General features: G+C 68.1%; 16 protein-coding genes. 5 read left to right on the plus strand and 11 right to left on the minus strand.

From position 1 onward, the window contains the following. Window positions 1–36: 36 nt before the first annotated feature. From ACG02S_RS24245 to ACG02S_RS24260, 4 genes are all read right to left on the minus strand, one after another. On the minus strand, window positions 37–369 hold the full coding sequence (locus ACG02S_RS24245; RefSeq protein ID WP_394473130.1) for a helix-turn-helix domain-containing protein: 333 nt from the start codon (window positions 367–369) through the stop codon (window positions 37–39). A 106-nt stretch (window positions 370–475) separates the two neighbouring features. Further along, complete coding sequence (locus ACG02S_RS24250; RefSeq protein ID WP_394473073.1) at window positions 476–790, minus strand: hypothetical protein; 315 nt, start codon at window positions 788–790, stop codon at window positions 476–478. A 302-nt stretch (window positions 791–1,092) separates the two neighbouring features. Then, a complete protein-coding gene (locus ACG02S_RS24255) occupies window positions 1,093–2,058 on the minus strand; it encodes an IS30 family transposase (RefSeq protein ID WP_394473074.1) in 966 nt (321 codons plus the stop codon). Between the two features lie 799 nt (window positions 2,059–2,857). Continuing rightward, the gene (locus ACG02S_RS24260; protein WP_394473075.1) at window positions 2,858–4,903 is read right to left on the minus strand and encodes a M13 family metallopeptidase; all 2,046 of its coding nucleotides are present in this window, start codon (window positions 4,901–4,903) and stop codon (window positions 2,858–2,860) included. A 101-nt stretch (window positions 4,904–5,004) separates the two neighbouring features. Here ACG02S_RS24260 and pstS point away from each other — a divergent pair, with 101 nt between their 5' ends. Next, window positions 5,005–6,048 carry a phosphate ABC transporter substrate-binding protein PstS gene (gene pstS, locus ACG02S_RS24265; RefSeq protein WP_394473076.1) on the plus strand — a complete coding sequence of 348 codons (1,044 nt, stop codon included), beginning with the start codon at window positions 5,005–5,007 and terminating at the stop codon, window positions 6,046–6,048. On the opposite strand, the gene ACG02S_RS24270 is transcribed toward pstS, so the two are convergent. From ACG02S_RS24270 to ACG02S_RS24300, 7 genes are all read right to left on the minus strand, one after another. Next, a complete protein-coding gene (locus ACG02S_RS24270) occupies window positions 5,996–6,982 on the minus strand; it encodes a hypothetical protein (RefSeq protein ID WP_394473077.1) in 987 nt (328 codons plus the stop codon). The genes pstS and ACG02S_RS24270 overlap by 53 nt on opposite strands. Beyond that, window positions 6,979–8,556, minus strand: a complete 1,578-nt coding sequence (locus tag ACG02S_RS24275) for an exosortase C-terminal domain/associated protein EpsI (protein ID WP_394473078.1) — start codon at window positions 8,554–8,556, stop codon at window positions 6,979–6,981. Before ACG02S_RS24275 ends, ACG02S_RS24270 begins: the two co-directional genes overlap by 4 nt. Further along, window positions 8,556–9,224: a PEP-CTERM sorting domain-containing protein gene (locus tag ACG02S_RS24280; RefSeq protein ID WP_394473079.1), complete on the minus strand. Its 669-nt coding sequence runs from the start codon at window positions 9,222–9,224 to the stop codon at window positions 8,556–8,558. Before ACG02S_RS24280 ends, ACG02S_RS24275 begins: the two co-directional genes overlap by 1 nt. Window positions 9,225–9,266: 42 nt before the next feature. Further along, window positions 9,267–11,552, minus strand: a complete 2,286-nt coding sequence (locus ACG02S_RS24285) for a TonB-dependent receptor domain-containing protein (RefSeq protein ID WP_394473080.1) — start codon at window positions 11,550–11,552, stop codon at window positions 9,267–9,269. Continuing rightward, window positions 11,549–12,280: a PEP-CTERM sorting domain-containing protein gene (locus ACG02S_RS24290; RefSeq protein WP_394473081.1), complete on the minus strand. Its 732-nt coding sequence runs from the start codon at window positions 12,278–12,280 to the stop codon at window positions 11,549–11,551. Before ACG02S_RS24290 ends, ACG02S_RS24285 begins: the two co-directional genes overlap by 4 nt. A 166-nt stretch (window positions 12,281–12,446) precedes the next feature. Then, on the minus strand, window positions 12,447–13,175 hold the full coding sequence (locus ACG02S_RS24295) for a PEP-CTERM sorting domain-containing protein (RefSeq protein WP_394473082.1): 729 nt from the start codon (window positions 13,173–13,175) through the stop codon (window positions 12,447–12,449). Window positions 13,176–13,305: 130 nt separating this feature from the next. Beyond that, complete coding sequence (locus ACG02S_RS24300) at window positions 13,306–13,530, minus strand: hypothetical protein (protein ID WP_394473083.1); 225 nt, start codon at window positions 13,528–13,530, stop codon at window positions 13,306–13,308. Between the two features lie 153 nt (window positions 13,531–13,683). Between ACG02S_RS24300 and ACG02S_RS24305 the strand changes: the two genes are divergently transcribed. The 4 genes from ACG02S_RS24305 (at window position 13,684) to epsE (ending at window position 16,860) form a co-directional block, all read left to right on the plus strand. After that, window positions 13,684–14,076 carry a gamma-butyrobetaine hydroxylase family protein gene (locus ACG02S_RS24305; RefSeq protein ID WP_394473084.1) on the plus strand — a complete coding sequence of 131 codons (393 nt, stop codon included), beginning with the start codon at window positions 13,684–13,686 and terminating at the stop codon, window positions 14,074–14,076. Window positions 14,077–14,081: 5 nt separating this feature from the next. After that, on the plus strand, window positions 14,082–14,813 hold the full coding sequence (gene ubiE / locus ACG02S_RS24310; protein ID WP_394473085.1) for a bifunctional demethylmenaquinone methyltransferase/2-methoxy-6-polyprenyl-1,4-benzoquinol methylase UbiE: 732 nt from the start codon (window positions 14,082–14,084) through the stop codon (window positions 14,811–14,813). 224 nt (window positions 14,814–15,037) lie between these two features. Then, on the plus strand, window positions 15,038–16,009 hold the full coding sequence (locus ACG02S_RS24315; protein ID WP_394473086.1) for an EpsD family peptidyl-prolyl cis-trans isomerase: 972 nt from the start codon (window positions 15,038–15,040) through the stop codon (window positions 16,007–16,009). An 8-nt stretch (window positions 16,010–16,017) separates the two neighbouring features. Then, the gene (gene epsE / locus ACG02S_RS24320) at window positions 16,018–16,860 is read left to right on the plus strand and encodes a polysaccharide export protein EpsE (RefSeq protein ID WP_394473087.1); all 843 of its coding nucleotides are present in this window, start codon (window positions 16,018–16,020) and stop codon (window positions 16,858–16,860) included. Window positions 16,861–16,885 lie beyond the last annotated feature (25 nt).

Below are 16,885 nucleotides of genomic sequence, written 5' to 3' on the forward strand. Positions count from 1 at the left end.
CAACAGCGTCATGAACTTCAATCCCGAACGATCGCGTCAGCCGCTGCTCAACCCGACATGACCCGCCGCTGGTCGCCGGGGCCGTGCCCACAGCGAGTTGCCTGGAAATGGATTTTGCAGGTCTGACGACTTCAAGGGATGCAGCTTGGGCCAAGGGAGCTGGTCAATGCGACGCTGCGCGGCCTGAGCCTGGGCACCGTCTGCGGCGTAGCCCTGCGGGCCGACTTTGCGCCGGAGCTCGCGGCTGAGGGTGGAGGCACTGCGCCCGAGCACTTGCGCGATGTCGCGCAGGCTTTTGTTCTGAAGGCTGAGTCCGGCGAGCGTCACGCGCTCTTCGGGTTGCAGTTGTTGGTAGCTTCGGCGGGGCATTGAGTGACCTTGCCCGCTGGGCTGGTGTTGCACTTCAGGTTTGAGACCGCCGAACCACGGGTAGGAAGTTTTCGAAGAGCGCTCCCCGCGCGCGCGAAACAATCAACTACTCGGAGCGTGCATCTTGAGCGGCGCGCTTAATCCTAGCAGCCTCATCAGCGAGCACTTCGTTTATGACGCGCTTGTTGTATTTGGCTACACAGCGAAATCCGTCGACAAAGAGCAGAAGAGCAATTGGAAGCCACAGGGCGCCTTGCGTCGCTACACAAATGGCGCCCCAGATGGTGAATGCGACCAAACCAAGAAACCATCGGCCGCAATAAAGGTACCCTGCACCGGGTAGGAAGAGATTGAACAGGGCGGCGACCCAACCTAGCTTTCTTTGTGCTTCCACACGAAGCAAAATAGGGGCATCACTCATAACGTATCAGCGCTTCCATTTCATTTTATTGGAGATAGCACCCGTTTGGCAGCCATGAGAGATTTTCGTTAACTTAGCACGACTTCGGATGAAGCTATCCTATATGAGGTTGGCATGAGGTTTCCCGCAGCAGTGGCGGAAAATCCTGCTGAAAAACCCGACCTTCCGGGACGTTAACAGCATAGTAGGGAAATATAGATCACAAAGGGCGGTTTCAAATCCCAACTGCAACACTGGCGTAGCGGTCATTGAAGTGGTGAGGAAGGGGATTCTTGCAGCGCCTGCATGATCGCCCGGAAGCGCTAGAGCGGGCTGTCCCAACCCAAGCGGTTGCGAGGTCGGTTGTTGATCTCGTCGGCGATGAAGTCGAGCTGTTCTTGGCTGTGCACCGACAAGTCCGTGCCCTTGGGCAGGTACTGGCGGATCAGCCCGTTCGTGTTCTCGCAGGCGGCCCGCTGCAAAGGGCTGTGGGGGTCGCAGAAGTACACCTTCACGCCGGTCCTGCGCGTCAGCTCGGCGTGGCGCACCATCTCGCGCCCCTGGTCGTAGGTCATCGAGCGGCGCACCGGCTCTGCGATGTGGCTGAGCTTGTCAGTGAACGCCGCCAGCGCGCTCGCCGCCGAGGCATCCGGCATCTTGGCCAGCAGCAGCAAGCCCGTCGTGCGCTCCACCAGCACGCCCACAGCCGAGCGGTTCATCGCGCCCTTGATGAGGTCGCCCTCCCAGTGCCCAGGCAGCGTGCGCTCGTTCACCTCGGGCGGGCGCACGTGGATGCTGACCATGTCCGGGATCTGGCCTCGGCGGTCGTCGCCGGCGCTGCGAGGCCGGCGCGTGTTGTTGGCCTGGCGCAGGCACTTGACGAGTTCGCGACGCAACTCGCCCGCAGGCTGGGCGTAGATTGCCGTGTAGATCGTCTCGTGGCTGACGTGCATGTCGGGCTGATCCGGGAACATGCGGCGCAGTGTGGCGCTGATCTGCTGGGGCGACCATTGGCGGCGCAGCCCTGCTTGGACGACCAGCCACAGCGACTTCAAGGGATGCAGCTTGGGCCAGGGGCGCTGGTCAATGCGGCGCTGCGCGGCCTGAGGCTTGGCACAGTCTGCGGCGTAGCCCTGCGGGCCGACGTTGCGCCGAAGCTCGCGGCTGAGGGTGGAGGCACTGCGCGCGAGCACTTGCGCGATGTCGCGCAGGCTTTTGTTTTGAAGGCTGAGTGCGGCGAGCGTCCCGCGCTCTTCGGGTTGCAGTTGTTGGTAGCTTCGGCTGGGCATTGAGTGACCTTACCCGCTGGGCTGGTGTTGCGCTTCAGGTTGAGACCGCCCATTGCGCTCGGCCGACCAGGGTATCGGTCTGATGACAGCCGACGACGTCCTGGCCGGCATGCAGCAGCGCGCCAAGGCTGCACAGCGTCGCATCCGTGCAGCAATGGCGGCCAAGAAGAAACAGGTCGGTATCACGTCGTTCCCACCGTCACGTTCCAGGAGGACATCGAGCGTCTTGAGGAATAGATCATCGAGCGCGAGCTGACCAGCGAAACGCCAGATGACACCTGCATCTTTCGATTCCAAGAGGCGGTCGAGCGCGCGATGGGAATCCTCTCATTTGCGCCGCACACATGTCGCCGATCAGAGGAACGCCGGGAATTTAGGGAGTTGGTCATCCCATTCGGTCATGGCGGCAGCGTCGTGCTGTTTGCCATCCGAGACTCCCATGTCGTCGTGCTCGCCGCGAGAGTTCATCATCAGCACGACTACCGCTGACGGTCGCTGGACTTGCGCCAGATTCCGTCACCCGCACTTGGCGGGGCGGCTGCATGTCAGCGTTGGGTCCGCCATCACCGGCAACCGTTGGGCCTATCGCATGCGCGGCGAGTCGCTGCATGCAATCGTGCGGGCTCATCGCCGGCGCATGGTGACGTCACGCCGCGTCGTTGTTGGCTTGAATTCGACCCGAGCGAGGCGCCATCCCGGTCAGGTGGCGCGCGGTGTGGATCGGGCACCCGGGCGAGCTGAGCTTGTTGGCCGCTCACAAAACCAGGGCACCGCGGGAGGCGCTACCTGGCGGGGCGGTTCACCACACCGTCAGCGGGTCCTTGGCCACCATCGCGCTGCCCGCCTTGCACGAGAACGCCTGTGCAAAGTACGGCGTGTTGCTCATCGGCGTCAGCACGCGGTATTTGGCCGGCGAGTGCGAGTCGGTGCGCAGCTGGTTGATCAGGAACTCGGTGCGCACCTTGTTGCGCCACACCAGCGCGTTGCTGATGAAAAACCGCTGCGCCGGCGTGTAGCCGTCGACGGGCTTGTCGGCTGCCACCCCGTTGCGCTTCAGGGCGCGCTGCAGGCCTTCGTAAGCGATCGGCAGGCCGGACACGTCCGAGATGTTTTCGCCCAGCGTCAGCCGGCCGTTGATCGTGTAGCCCGGCAGTGGGCTGATGGCGCCGTAGCGCTCGGCCACCTTGTCGGCGCGCGCCTTGTAGCCGGCCGCGTCGGCGGGCGTCCACCAGTCGGTCAGCGAGCCGCCGGCGTCGAAGTTGCGGCCGCTGTCGTCGAAGTGGTGCGTGATCTCGTGGCCGATGACCATGCCGATGCCGCCGTAGTTGGTCGCGTCGTCCGCCTTGGCGTCGAAGAACGGCGGCTGCAGGATGCCCGCCGGGAAGGTGATCTGGTTCAGCCCGCCCGCGAACGCGTTGACGATGTGCGGGCTGGTGCGCCAGCGGTCACGCTCCACCGGCGCGTCCAGGTCCTTCATCTGCTGGCCGCTGTGCCACAGCGCCACGCGCAGCCAGTTGCCGGCGTAGTCGTTGCCGCTGAGCTGCAGGCCGTCGAACTGTGGCCACTTGGCGGGCGCGCCGATCATGGGCTGCATGCGCGCCAGCTTGTCCAGGGCCTTGGCCTTGGTGGGCGCGGTCATCCAGTCCAGCTTCTCGATGCGCGCCTTCATCGCCGCGCGCACGTCGTCGACCAGCTGCAGCGAGCGCTTCTGTGCCTCGGGCGAGAACGCGCGGGCAACGAACAGCTCGCCGAGCGCCAGCGCGACCGGCTCGTTGCCGTAGGCGCCGCCGATCTGACGGATGACGTCCTCGTTGCGCGGCGCGGGCGCCTGCAGGCCAGTGATGGCCTTGCCGCGGTACTCGAACGACGCGGTGGCGAACGCCTTGGGCAGGCGCGGTGCGGCGGTGTCCAGCACGCGCAGGGCGAGATAGCTGCGCCACACGTCCAGCGGTGTGTCGGCCGCGAGCTGCGCCACGCGTGTGGCGAACGCGGGCTGGCCCACCAGCAGCCGCTGGGGCAGCTTGGCGCCGGCGGTCAGCACGGCGAGGTAGGACGTCCAGTCCAGCCCCGGGGCGGCGGCGGTCAACTCGGCGTGGCTGAAGGGGTTGTAGTTGGCGTTGGGGTCGCGCATCTGGGCGCGTTCGCGCGAGGCTTCGGCCAGGTGGGTCTCGAACACCTGCAGCGCGTCCAGCTCGGCATCGCCCGCCGGGCGGCCGGCGGCCGTCAGCAGCGCGCGGGCGTAGGTGCGGTAGGCGGTCTTCAGCGTGCGGGTGCGCTCGTCGTCGCGGAAGTAGTCGTCGCGGTCGGGCAGGCCCAGACCCGACTGCATCAGGTTCAGCACATTGCGTCGCGTGTCCTTGCGGTCGGCCTGCACGGACCAGCCCAGCGGAGCGGCAACGCCGCTGCGGTTCAGCAGTGCCATCAGCGCCGGCAGGTCCTCGCGGCGCTGCAGCGTGTCGATACGGTTCAGCAGCGGCGCCACCGACGTGAGCCCGCGTGCCTCGATGGCGGACTCGTCCATGCCGCTGCTGTAGTACAGGGCAATCAGCTTGAGGCCCGGCGTCGTCTGCAGCGCGGGCTTGTCGGCCAGCTCCTTCAGCGCCTGGTTCAGCAGTGCGTCGTTGGCCTGGCGAAGTTGCTCGAAGCTGCCGATGCGCGCGCGGCTGGCGGGCAGTTCGGTGGCGGCCTCCCAGTTCGCGTTGACGAAGGCGTAGAAGTCGTCGCAGGGCCGGACGTCCTTGGACAGCCCGGCCAGGTCCAGCGCCTGGGCGGTGAGCGGGGAAGACGAGGACGCCAGCGCGACCAGCGCAGCGGCGGCCAGGCGGTGCAGGGGAGAGCGGTTCATGGCAGGGGGGCGGAGGCTTGGAAAGCAACCATTAGAGCCCTCTGTCCTCAAACTGAAGGAAGACACGGGCATGATCGCGGGTTTTCACCAGTTTGCCGGTCATGTCTGTTTTCTATCGCCTGCCGCTGCTCCTTGTCGGACTGTTGCTGTCCACGGCCGCTGCAGCGCAGGCCGTGCAGGGCCAGGGCGCGACGTTCCCGTCCAAGGTCTACGACGCCTGGGCGCGCGCCTATGCCAAGGCCGGCGGTGCCGCCGTGGCCTACAAGGGCACCGGCTCGGGCGACGGCGTCAAGCAGATCGGCGCACGCCAGGTGGACTTCGGGGGCACCGACACGCCGCTGCCGGCGGCCGAGCTCGCTCGGCAGAAGCTGGTGCAGATCCCGATGCTCGTGGGCGGCATCGTGCCGGTGGTCAACCTGCCTGGCGTGGCCGCGCCGCTGCAACTGGATGGCGAGCTGCTGGCCGAGATCTTCCTGGGCCGCGTGAAGGTCTGGAACGACGCGCGCATCGCTGCGCTGAACCCGGGCGTAGGCCTGCCGGTGCTGCCCATCCGTCGCCTCGTGCGTGCCGAGAAGTCGGGCACGACCGAGGGCTTCACCCGCTACCTGGCCGGCGCGTCGCCGCGCTTCAAGGCCGAGGTGGGGGCCGGGCAGGCGCCCAACTGGCCGGCCGGGCCGATGAAGGCCGAGGGCAACGACGGCATGGTGCAGGCGCTGCGCAGCACGCCGGGATCCATAGCCTACGTGTCTTTTGACCGCGTGCTGCACGACAAGCTGGCGGCTGTGCGGTTGCGCAATGCCGCGGGCCGTTTTGTCACACCGGCGGAGTCGGGGTTCCGGGCCGCCATCCTGGACAGCCAGATGCATCGCCAGGGCGATGACCTGGCGACCTTGCTGGACCGACCCGGCAACGACGCCTGGCCCATCACGCAGACCAGCTTCGTGCTGATCGACGCGGAGCCGGCAACCGCGGCAAAGGCGCAGGGTGCGCTGCGCTTCCTGTACTGGTGCTTCATGCACGGCGACGAGCTGACGCGTGGCACCGGCTTTGCGCCGCTCCCCGTCAGCGTGCAGTCGCGGCTGGCCGTGCGCTTCACGCAGGTGAGGTCGAAGGACGGGCAGCTGCCGGCCTACCAGGGCTTCTGATCCGGCGCCAGGCCAGCAGGGCGGCGACCGTGCCCGCCCAAGCAGCGACGATGAGCAGCAGCGCATAGGGTCGGCCGGCGCGCTCTGGCAGGCTGGCGCGGTCCACCACCAGCAACGCCTCCTCTCGTCTGCCTGCGTCCTGCTGAAGCTGGTCATCGGCGAGCCGCAGCCGCGTCAGCAGCCGCTCCTGACGCTGCTGTTCCCGCCAGGCCATGGCGTAGTGCGCTGGGGCGGGCGCACGGGCGGCCTCAAGGCGGGCGAGCTGCTCGCGCAGCGCGGTGACGCGCGCGGCCTCGGCCTGGTAGGGGGCGCTGGCCGGCGCGAAGCGCACCGCCAGCGCCGCCAGGCGGGCTTGGGCCTGGCGCAGCGTCTGATGCAGTGCCTGCCATTGCGCGCCGATGAAGTGCAGGTCGCTGGCCAGCGAGGCCTCGTCAATGCCGCTGCGGGCCAACGCCTGTCTTGCTTCGATGGCACCCGACTGTGCCGATCGGAGCGCGTCAGCAAGGCGGGCGCGCCGCTCGGCAGCGGCCTCGGCACGCATCGTGTCGAGAAGAGCCTGCAGTTCCTGCAGATGAAAGGCGGCGAGGTCGGCCGCCAGCCAGGGCAGCGGGGCGTCCACTTCCACCACCAGCAGGCCGCCCTTGTCGCTGCCCACGCGCACGGAGCGGGCCAGCCTCTCGCGAGCGTCGGCACGCGTGCGCTCGCCCCACAGCGCCTGCAGTGCGAAATGGTCGATGGCGCGATCGGCCAGGCGGCGGCTCTGCAGCAGCGCGCCGTACATGGGTAGCTTGCCCGGCGGTGCCTGCAAGGCGAGGCTGAGGCGAGCCGTGTACACGGGCGCAATGAACAGCACGCACGCCACGGCCGTCAGCAGCGCCGCCCCAATCGGCAGCGCGAACAGTGCGGTGCCAAAGCGCCAGCCGATGCGTTTCACGGTCGCAGCAGTGCGCGGGTGGCGGTCGGGCTGGCGTCCACCAGTGCTGCCAGGAAGCCTTCGGCTGCTTTGTGCGCGTCGGCGGCTTCGTCGGGATGCCGGATGAGCATCGAGGCGCGTGCAAGCAGGCTGTCGGGCACGCGGTTGGCGATGCGCTCGGACAGCAGATGAAAGCGGGTGCCGGTCGTGACGGCGCCATAGCGGCTGCCGGTGCGCAGCCAGTAGCTCACCACTTCGAGCCTGGCGCCGCGACGCGCCAGCAGCCGCTGGCCCTGGACACCGGCGAAGGTGGCCGGCTCCGCCTCGACGAGCTGGAAGCCTTGGCCGGGGTAGCAAGCGCGCGGGTCGTGCGCGGTATCGGCAATCCGCATGGCCTGGTGCACCCAGGCGATGTTGAGCATCAGCAGCCGGCCCTGCGAGTCTTCGTAGGTGCGCACGACCTGCTGGTCGTAGACCTGGGCCTCGCCCGGTGACGTCAACACGATCAGGTCGGGTCCGCCGCCCACCAAATGCCAGTCGCCGACCCGGTCGGGCAGTGTGTGCTGCAGGTCGGCCGCTGGTGACGCGGTGGGCTGTTTGGCGGAGGATTGCAGCGCGGCGTGCAAGGCGATGAATGCGAGCAGCAACGGTGCGGCGCGCAGCCAGCCAGGCGGCTTCCAACGCATCGGTGCCGATGGCGAGGCAGTGCCCGCGCGCTTCGTGGGCGCCCAGCGTCGCAGCAGCGCGTCCATCGGCGCCAGCATCAGCACCGCCAGCGTGAACAGCAGCAGTCCCGAGCCCTCGTGCAGCAGGCCCTGGCCCAGGTCGTTGCCGCCGTGAAAGGTCAGCAGCGCCAGCGCGATGACGCGCAGGAGGTTGGCGCTGAACGAGATCGGCAGGATCAGCGCTGCCAGTGTGGTCTGCCGCAGCGGCGAGGGCGCGCGCAGCAGGTGGATGTACAGCAGCCCGAAGGCTTCCAGCATGAACAGCGAGTTGATGCCGGAGCAAGCGTCGGCGACTTGCAGCTGGTAGCCGCCCAGGTGCAGCACGACCCCGTCGCGTGCGATGGGGTAGCCCCAGCTGTGCAGCAACTGCTCCGTGCAGAGGCTGATCAGGGTCTTGAGCGGCTGCGTGACCGGATCGGTCATCCACACCGGCCACGGCACCAGGAACAGCAGGAAGACGTAGGGGAAGCGCCCCTGAGCGCGCAGCCGCGCGCCGCCGCCGGCCCACAGCGTCATTGCGGCCAGCAGCGGCGGCAGCGACAGTACGCTGAGCTGCACCGTGCCGCTGAGTTCGCCCAGCGCATGCAACAGCAGCGCCGCCACCATCAGCAACGCGACGCCGCCCGACGACGGGGGCGTGGCGTCGGCCATGGCGGCCGCTTGCTGCCAGCTCGTCACGAACAGCGCCACGCAGGCCAGCAGAACCAGCGGCCCGTGCGAATGGGTCGGATCCTGCCAGTAGCGGCCGGCCAGCGTGGTGAACGTCGGGGCGTAGAGCAGCAGGGCTGCGCCGCCGACCGCCAGCAGGGGTGCGAACCCCTGCAGCGCCGCCGTGCCGTGCCTCGCCGTCTGCGCCGCCGGTACGGACATCAGGCCTGCGTGACTTTGCGGCGGCGCGCCAGCCAGCCCACCAGCCCCAGCCCGCCGGCCATCAGCGCGTAGGTGCTGGGTTCCGGCACGGGTGCGGTGGCGACCTGGTCGACCTGGAAAGCCAGCATCTGCGAGAAGCCTGCGTTCAGCGACAGCGAGTAGCTGTTCACCGCGCCCAGGCCGGACAGGTCGAAGGTGTAGCGGTAGTAGTCGGCCACCCCGCCGGTCAGCACGCTGCTGACGTTGCTGGCCGCCAGCGCCTGGGTGCCGCCGTTGTAGCTCAGCGTGAGGCCGAAGCCGGCGCCGCTGAAATCGTTGACGATGCCCTGGAACACCAGCGTGCCGAGGTTGCCCACCAGCGTGGTGTCGATGAAGCTCAGCACCGAATTGCCGCCATACAGACCGAAGCCGGCGGGGTAGTGGTCGCCGGAGTCGCGCTTGAACACTGCGTCACCCGAGCCCGCCACGTTGGCCGTGATGCCGGCCACAAGCTTGGCCGTCGAGCAGGTGCTGTCGGCACAGCCCAGGCCGCTGCGGTTGAGCTGGTTCCAACCGTCGAATGACGCGGAGCCGGTGACGTCGCTGAACGACTCGTGCGTGGTGTTGGCCTGCGCCAGCGAGGCGGTGGCGAGCAGGACTGCGGCAAGGGCGGTCGGTTTGATTTGCATGATGTGCTTGGGTGGGGAAACGGCGGAGGCCGGGGTTGGAAATCAGTACTGCAACGTGATGGACACCTTGGCCGCGCGGCCCGGGGCGTGAAAGCCCACACCGCCGGCGAAGCTGCTGCTGAGGCAGTAGTCCTGGTTGGCCAGGTTGTCGATGCCGGCGCGCACCAGCGCCCACGGCGTGGCCTGCCAGGTTGCGAACAGCTCGTGGATGTCGGCGCCGTAGTGCGTGCCGACGCCGGCGGCATCGGCCGTGCTGGCGCACACGGCCGGCGCGCCCGAGATGTAGGCGCGCCGGTCGCTGAGGTGGCGCCAGCGCCAGCCGCCTTCCAGCCGGCCGCCGAAGGCGCGCCCGCCCAGCATCAGGCTGGTGCTGTCCGGTGGCACCGAGTAGCTCTCAATGTCGCTCTGGCCGGGCGCGGCGTCGTTGACGGCGCTGCGCTTCACGCGCGCCAGGCTGAACTCGCCGAACCAATGGCGGCTGCCGTAGCGCAGCTCCAGCTCGGTGCCGCGGCGGTGCTCGATGCCGGGCTGCTGCACGCGGCCGTCCAGCCAGCGCAGCGAGCCCAGCAGCTTGTCGGTCTTGATGCGAAAGAACGTCAGCCGGCCGAACCACTGCTGGCCGTTGCGTTGCGGCGGCTCCCAGGCCAGCGTGGTCTCCTTGCTGACGGACTCCTGTGGCACGTACAGGTCGCCGCAGATGCCGTTGAGCGGAGCGTGGTCCAGCGCGGGGTTGTAGATCTGGCCGAGACCTGCGCGGTCGTACAGCGGCTGGATGGTCTGGGCCGTGACGACGTTGCCCTGCAGCGGTTGGCCCCAGGTGCGCATGCACAGGCCGCTGCGCTGGGCGGCGTTCGCGCTGCCATCGGCGAAGTACTGGTCGATCAGTGGCGGGCGAAAGCCCTCGTTGTAGCGGCCGGTCAGCGCGAAGTCGCTGCGCGGGATGCGCCAGGTCAGCGCCAGCGACGGCTGGGCCTTGGCGAAGCTGATCTCGGGCGTCTGGCCTTCGCGCGCCATGATTTCGCGCGTGCCGCCCTGCGCGATGACGGTGTAGCGGTCCCAGCGCATGCCGGGCGTCAGCGTCCAGTCCTGCCAGGTGAAGCGGCCCTCGGCGATGACGGCGTGGGAGTGCTTGTCGCCGGGTGGCTGGGCGGCGTTGAAGCCGCCGGGCCAGACGAGGTCGTTCATCGTGGCGTTGGAGCTGACGCGGCGCACGTTGCGCCGGTTGCGCAGGCCTTGCGCGCCGACGGTCAGCGCGGCGTCCACCGCACCGAGCTTCGTCGTCATGTCGGCGAACAGCTCGCCGTTGACGATGTCGTACTGCCAGTGGTCGTCGCAGAACTGGATGCTGACGTTGTTCGCGCAGATCTGGAAGCGCGTCTCGCCGAACTTGTGAAGGTCGTGCAGGTAGGTGCGCTCGCGCGCCAGCGTGCCGCGCAGCTTGAAGTTCGCGCCGGGCTCCCAGGTGACGCGCAAGTTGGTCGTCGCGTCGTCGATGGCGCGGTGCACGATACCGCCCACGCCAACCAAGCCGCCGGTCGCATCGTAGGGCTGGCGCTCGGGACCCGCGATGTACTGCACATGGCCCAGCTCGATGAACAGCTCGTCGATGGGTGTGAAGCCGATCTTGGCGAGGCGGCTCTGCGAGTGCGTGGACGACAGCACCAGCCGCGAGTCGTCGGGCAGGCGCAGGTCCTGTGAGTCGCGCCTGACGACAGCGGCCAGCAGCTCGATGCGCTCGGTGGGCCTGCCGAACACGGCACCCATGCGCAGGCGCTCGCGGTTGTTGTCGTTGAAGCCCAGCTTCACGAGCGCGCCCACGCGCTGACCCGGCGCCAGCAGGTCGGAAGCGTTCTTGGTGGTGGCCGAGATCGTGCCGCCGAGCGCGCCAGATCCGGAGGTGACCGAAGGACCGCGCTCGACGCTGAGCGCCTTCAGCAGCTCCGGCTCCAGGAACACGCCGCCGCCGAAGCGGTACTTTTCGAAGCCCTTGACCGCGCCGTCGATCTTGAACAGCACGTCCTCGTTGTCGGTGAAGCCGCGCAGCGTGAAGCGCATGCCGCTGGCGCGCGGACCGCCGACGACGCCGACCCCGGGCACGTCTTTCAGCACGTCGAAGATGTTCTCGGCCTGGCGCCGCTCGATGGCCTCGGCCTCCAGCCGCGTGACGGGCTTGTCAGCCGGCAGCCCCAGCTTCTCGCCGACGGTCGCGGCCTTGGTGCGCACGAGCGGCAGCGTGTCGTCGGGCGGCGGTGGCGGCACGACAGGTTCGTCGGCGGCAGCGGCGAACAGTGGCAGCAGCGCGGCCGCGAGCAAGGGGAGGTGTTTCACGCGGGGACCGCCCTCAGCGTGCGGCGGCGACGCCACGCGGCGCCGGCGCACAAGGCCATGCCGATGGCGGCGAAGGCGTAGGTGGCGGGCTCGGGTACCGCGGCGACCTGGTCGAGCTGGAAGGCCAGCGCATTGGAGTGCGTGTCCAGCCCGAAGCTGATGCTGAACGACGAAATGGAGGTGCCGAGGCCGGACAGGTCCCAGGCGAACTGGCCGTAGTTGAGGTTGCTGGGGCTGGCCGTCAGCGGGGTGCCGTCCATGCCGACGCCGCCGCCAACGGAAGTCATCGTGTAGACAGGCGCCAGCGACTGGCTGCCGCCGTTGTAGCTGAGCGTGGGCAGGTAGCCGGCTTGCAGCAGGCCGTCCACGCCCTGCGAGGTGTCGATCGAGACGAAGGTCTGCAGATTGACGGACGTCAGCCCAGCGGCGGCGCTGCCGACCGAGAACGAGAACGCCGAGTCGGTGCTCCATGAGTACAGGCCGCTGCTGGCCGGGTAGAAGCCGCCGGTCAGCCGCTTGAACGTCGCGCCGCCTTCGTTGGCAACGTTGCCGGAGATACCGGCCACGAGATTGGCGGCGCTGATGCGGCCGGCGATCAGCTGGTTGAAGCTGTCGGTGGCGGCGGCGCCGGCAATGTCACTGAAGGCGGGATCGGTTGCGTTGGCCAGGGCCGCGCCGCTGCTCAGCAGGGCAAGGGCCGCGGCGCACGCCAGCAGGGCGGGGCGCATCGGAAGCTCCGTATCGGGAAAGTGAGGAGGAAAAAGGGGCGCGACCGACCGTAAGTTGGTCGCGCCCAAGAGAACGGCCCGCGCCTGGGCCGCACGCCGCGGCGGCTGCTGCGCACCAGCCCGTGGTGCGCATGTCAGGGGCAGCCGCCGCAGGACGTTCAGTGCATCAGTGCGCGGCCTTGCGGCGGCGGGCCAGGAAGGCCACCACACCCATGCCGGCCAGCATCAACGCGTAGGTGCCCGGCTCCGGCACCGGGGCGGCGACGGACTGGTCGAGCTGGAAGGCCAGCGCGTTGGAATGCGTGTCCAGGCCGAAGTTCACATTGAAGGAGGTCACGGGGGCCGAGAGGCTGGACAGGTCCCAGCTGAAATAGCCGTAGTTGGGGTTGTTGGGGCTGGCCTCCAGCGGCGTGCCGTCCATGCCCAGGCCGCCGGCCACGGGGGTCACCGTGTAGACGGCAGCCAGCTGCTGGGTGCCGCCGTTGTAGCTCAGCGTCGGCAGGTAGCCGGCCTGCAACAGGCCGTCGACGCCCTGCGAGGTGTCGACCGTGACGAAGGTCTGGAGCGTGACCGAGCTCAGGTTGGCCACAGCCGACGCGACGTTGAGACTGAAGGCCGAGTCCGTGCTCCACGAGTACAGGCCGCCACTGGCGGGGTAGAAGCCGCCGTTCAGGCGCTTCAGCGTGGCGGTGTTGTCGGAATCGGCGACGTTGCTGCCGATGCCGGCCACCAGGTTGGCCGTGGTGATGCGCCCGGCGCGCAGTTCATTGAATCCATCGAACGCGGCGGATCCGGCGACGTCCACGAAGGCGTCGTGGGTGGTGTTGGCGGCGGCGTGGCCGGCGAAGACGAGCAGCGCAGCGGCGGCCAGTGGGGTCCGGATGGACAGGTGCATGATCACTCCTATATTGAGAGCGTCGTCACCTTCACCCAAAGAAGCGTTCGGACTGCGAAACATCGGTTGTGTCGGGAGCGGCCCCTTGCCGCCTCCGAGACGCCGCCCGGCAGGGCGGCGGTGCTCAGCCTCAGGCCGGGGCCGGGGCTGTGTTGCCGGGGCGGACGGGGGCGTCCGGCCCGGCGGGAAAGTCGATGACGTAGCGGTACTGCTTGCCGTAGTGCACGAGCACTTCCTTCTGCCCGCGCTTCAGGATGCGCAGCTCCACCTTGAACTCCCCATAGCCGTCATGGCGCAGCAGTTCGTCGAAGATCTGCGCGATGTGCTGCTGGATGACGGTCTGCGGGAATGGCACGGTGTTGGATGAGCTCGCGAATGAGAATCGTTCGCAAGTATGGGCTGTGACATTCGTCACGTCAAGCGCTCCCCTTGCGCCGGGCCGGGGCTTTCCTGCGACGTCGGTGCGGCCGTGGCGTGGCGCCGCGCGCCACCTACACTCCCCACCGACATGCGTGCCCCCACCGAGATCACCGTCCACCAACAGTCCCGCGTGCTGGAGATCGCCTTCGACGACGGCGCGCGGTTTCGCATCCCGTTCGAGCTCATGCGCGTCTACAGCCCCTCTGCCGAGGTGATGGGCCACGGCCCGGGCCAGGAGGTGCTGCAGACCGGCAAGCGCGACGTGCTCATCACGGGCCTGGAGCCGGTGGGCCATTACGCCGTGCGTCCCGAGTTCTCGGATGGACACGCCAGCGGCCTGTTCACCTGGGACTACCTTCACAAGCTCGGCAGCCAGCAGGACGCGCTCTGGGCTGAGTATGGCGCCAAGCTGGCCGCCGCCGGCAAGGCGCGCGACGATGCGATGCCCGTCAAGGGCGGCGGCAACTGCCACTCACACTGAATTCCATGAGCCAGACCCACTTCGGTTTCCAGCAGGTCGACGAGAACGAGAAGGCCCGCAAGGTGCGCGGCGTGTTCGACTCGGTCGCGTCCAAGTACGACCTGATGAACGACCTGATGTCGGCCGGCCTGCACCGCGGCTGGAAGGCGTACACCGTGCAGGTTGCCAATCTGAAGCCGGGCGAGCGCGCGCTGGACATTGCCGGCGGCACGGGCGACCTGTCGCGCGCCTTTGCCCGCAAGGTGGGCGAGAGCGGCCTGGTGGTGCACACGGACATCAACGAAGCCATGCTGCGCCAGGGCCGCGACCGGCTGCTGGACGAAGGCCTGATCCTGCCCACCAGCCTGGCGGACGCTGAGAAGCTGCCGTTCAAGAGCGAAAGCTTTGACCTCGTCAGCGTGGCCTTCGGCCTGCGCAACATGACGCACAAGGACCTGGCGCTGGCCGAGATGTGCCGCGTGCTCAAGCCTGGCGGCCGCCTGCTGGTGCTGGAGTTCTCCAAGATCGCCGAGCCGCTGCGCAAGCCCTACGACTGGTACTCCTTCAACATCCTGCCCAAGCTGGGCTCGCTGTTCGCTGGCGACGCAGACAGCTACAAGTACCTGGCCGAATCCATCCGCATGCACCCCGACCAGGCGACGTTGAAGGCCATGATGAAGACGGCCGGCTTCGGCCACGTGGACGTGCACAACCTCAGCGCTGGCCTCGTCGCGCTGCACGCCGGCATCAAGTGCTGACTGGGGGCGTCGCCGCCTGAGCGCGGCGCGCCTGATGCCACGCCCTGTTTCCCCCGTGAATGCGGGGGTGCGTGGAACTTCGCCCTTGAAAACGCTCTAACGGCGCAGTGTTCACGAACCCTTTAACGGGGTCGTGGCACCCATAGAAGCGACATATGCCGCCGCTAAACTCGTCCGCTCCCTGGGGCAGGGCACCCTCCAAGCACGACAAGGACCACGAAAAGATGGCAAAGCGACTGATCAATCCCCGCGTTTCGCTGCTGGCTGCCGTTGCGGCAGCCGTGCTGCTGGCGGCATGCGGTGGCGACAAGGGTGAGAAGGCTTCCCAGACGGCCGCCAAGGTCAACAAGGAAGAGATCACCGTCCACCAGATCAACTTCGTGCTGCAGCGTCAGCCGGGCCTGAAGCCCGAGCAGGCCGAGGCCGCCAGCCGCCAGGTGCTGGAGCGCCTGATCGACCAGGAACTCGCGGTGCAAAAGGCCCAGGAGCAGAAGCTGGACCGCGACCCGCGCGTGGTGCAGCAGATCGAGGCTGCCAAGCGCGAGATCATCGCCCGAGCCTACATCGAGCGCGTCGGCGAGAGCGTCGCCAAGCCCACCAGCGACGAGATTGCCAAGTACTACGCCGAGAAGCCTGCGCTGTTCCGCGACCGCCGCATCTACACCCTGCAGGAGCTGCAGATCGAGGCCAAGCCCGAGCAGTTCGATGCCGTCCGCGCCAAGCTGGCTTCCGCCAAGAGCATGCCGGAGTTCCTGGAGTTCCTGAAGGCCAACGACATGCGCTTCACCGGCAACCAGGCCGTGCGCGCTGCCGAGCAACTGCCGCTGGCCAGCCTGGACAACATCGCACGCATGACCGACGGCCAGTCCGCCGTCACGCAGAACGCGAACGGCCTGACGGTGGTGACACTGATGGGCTCGCGTCCGCAGCCGGCCGACGAGGCGCGCGCGCGCCCGGCCATCGAGGCCTTCCTGGTCAACCAGCGCAAAGCCGAGGTGGTGCAGAAGGACATCAAGGCGCTGCGCGACAGCTCCAAGATCGAGTACGTCGGCAAGTTCGCAGAAGCCGCGCCGGCTGCTGCCAGCGCGCCGGCTGCTGGCACTGCACCGGTAGCCCCCGCCGTCGCCGAAACGCCTGCCTCTGCAGCCAGTGGCCTGGATCCTGCTTCCATCTCCAAGGGCATGGGTCTGAAATGAAGTTGAAGATGACGCGTCTCACCGCACTGCTGATCTCCACCACGCTCGCCCTGGGCGCTGTGTCCGCCCAGGCCCAGGCCCAGACCGCCGCGCCCAAGCCGGCGGCGACCGTGGCCGCCGAATACCGCCTCGGCGCGGGCGACGTGATCCGCATCGTGGTCTACCAGAACCCCGACCTGACGCTGGAGACGCGGGTCAGTGAGACCGGTGTCGTCAGCTTTCCGCTGCTGGGCAACGTGCGGCTGGGCGGCCTGGGCGTCAGCGCGGCCGAGAAGCTCATTGCCGATGGTCTGAAGAACGGCAACTTCGTCAAGCAGCCGCAGGTCACGCTGACGCTGGTGCAGGTCAAGGGCAACCAGGCCAGCGTGCTGGGCCAGGTCAACCGCCCGGGGCGCTACCCCATCGAGACCGCCGACATGCGCATGACCGACCTGCTGGCCAACGCCGGCGGTGTCGCGACGACGGGCGGCGACCAACTCGTGCTCACCGGCATGCGCAACGGCCAGCCCTTGCGGCTGGTGATCGACCTGCCCAGCGTGTTCGGCCCCAACACGGAACAGGGTCGCCCCAATGACGTGCTGATCCAGAACGGCGACGTCCTGTGGGTGGACCGCGCGCCGCTGGTCTACATCTACGGCGAGGTGCAGCGCCCCGGCCCGACGCGGCTGGAGCGCGGCATGACGGTCATGCAAGTGCTGGCAGCCGGTGGCGGCCTGACCCAGCGCGGCACTGAGCGCGGCATCCGCGTGCACCGCAAGGGCGCGGACGGCAAGGTGCAGGTGGTGCAACTTGGCATGGACGACAGCGTGCGCGATGGCGACGTCGTTTATGTCAAGGAAAGCCTGTTCTGACGCGTGAATGGCGTCTGGCTGCGGC

It is taken from the genome of Pelomonas dachongensis (assembly GCF_043555865.1).
GTDB classification, from domain to species: Bacteria; Pseudomonadota; Gammaproteobacteria; order Burkholderiales; family Burkholderiaceae_C; genus Pelomonas; species Pelomonas dachongensis.

Bases quoted from the DNA above. Each gene is read 5' to 3' on its own strand.
- ACG02S_RS24245 (WP_394473130.1), bottom strand. From the start codon at position 369: ATGCCCCGCCGAAGCTACCAACAACTGCAACCCGAAGAGCGCGTGACG.
- ACG02S_RS24250 (WP_394473073.1), bottom strand. From the start codon at position 790: ATGAGTGATGCCCCTATTTTGCTTCGTGTGGAAGCACAAAGAAAGCTA.
- ACG02S_RS24255 (WP_394473074.1), bottom strand. From the start codon at position 2,058: ATGCCCAGCCGAAGCTACCAACAACTGCAACCCGAAGAGCGCGGGACG.
- ACG02S_RS24260 (WP_394473075.1), bottom strand. From the start codon at position 4,903: ATGAACCGCTCTCCCCTGCACCGCCTGGCCGCCGCTGCGCTGGTCGCG.
- pstS (WP_394473076.1), top strand. From the start codon at position 5,005: ATGTCTGTTTTCTATCGCCTGCCGCTGCTCCTTGTCGGACTGTTGCTG.
- ACG02S_RS24275 (WP_394473078.1), bottom strand. From the start codon at position 8,556: ATGTCCGTACCGGCGGCGCAGACGGCGAGGCACGGCACGGCGGCGCTG.
- ACG02S_RS24280 (WP_394473079.1), bottom strand. From the start codon at position 9,224: ATGCAAATCAAACCGACCGCCCTTGCCGCAGTCCTGCTCGCCACCGCC.
- ACG02S_RS24290 (WP_394473081.1), bottom strand. From the start codon at position 12,280: ATGCGCCCCGCCCTGCTGGCGTGCGCCGCGGCCCTTGCCCTGCTGAGC.
- ACG02S_RS24295 (WP_394473082.1), bottom strand. From the start codon at position 13,175: ATGCACCTGTCCATCCGGACCCCACTGGCCGCCGCTGCGCTGCTCGTC.
- ACG02S_RS24305 (WP_394473084.1), top strand. From the start codon at position 13,684: ATGCGTGCCCCCACCGAGATCACCGTCCACCAACAGTCCCGCGTGCTG.
- ubiE (WP_394473085.1), top strand. From the start codon at position 14,082: ATGAGCCAGACCCACTTCGGTTTCCAGCAGGTCGACGAGAACGAGAAG.
- ACG02S_RS24315 (WP_394473086.1), top strand. From the start codon at position 15,038: ATGGCAAAGCGACTGATCAATCCCCGCGTTTCGCTGCTGGCTGCCGTT.
- epsE (WP_394473087.1), top strand. From the start codon at position 16,018: ATGACGCGTCTCACCGCACTGCTGATCTCCACCACGCTCGCCCTGGGC.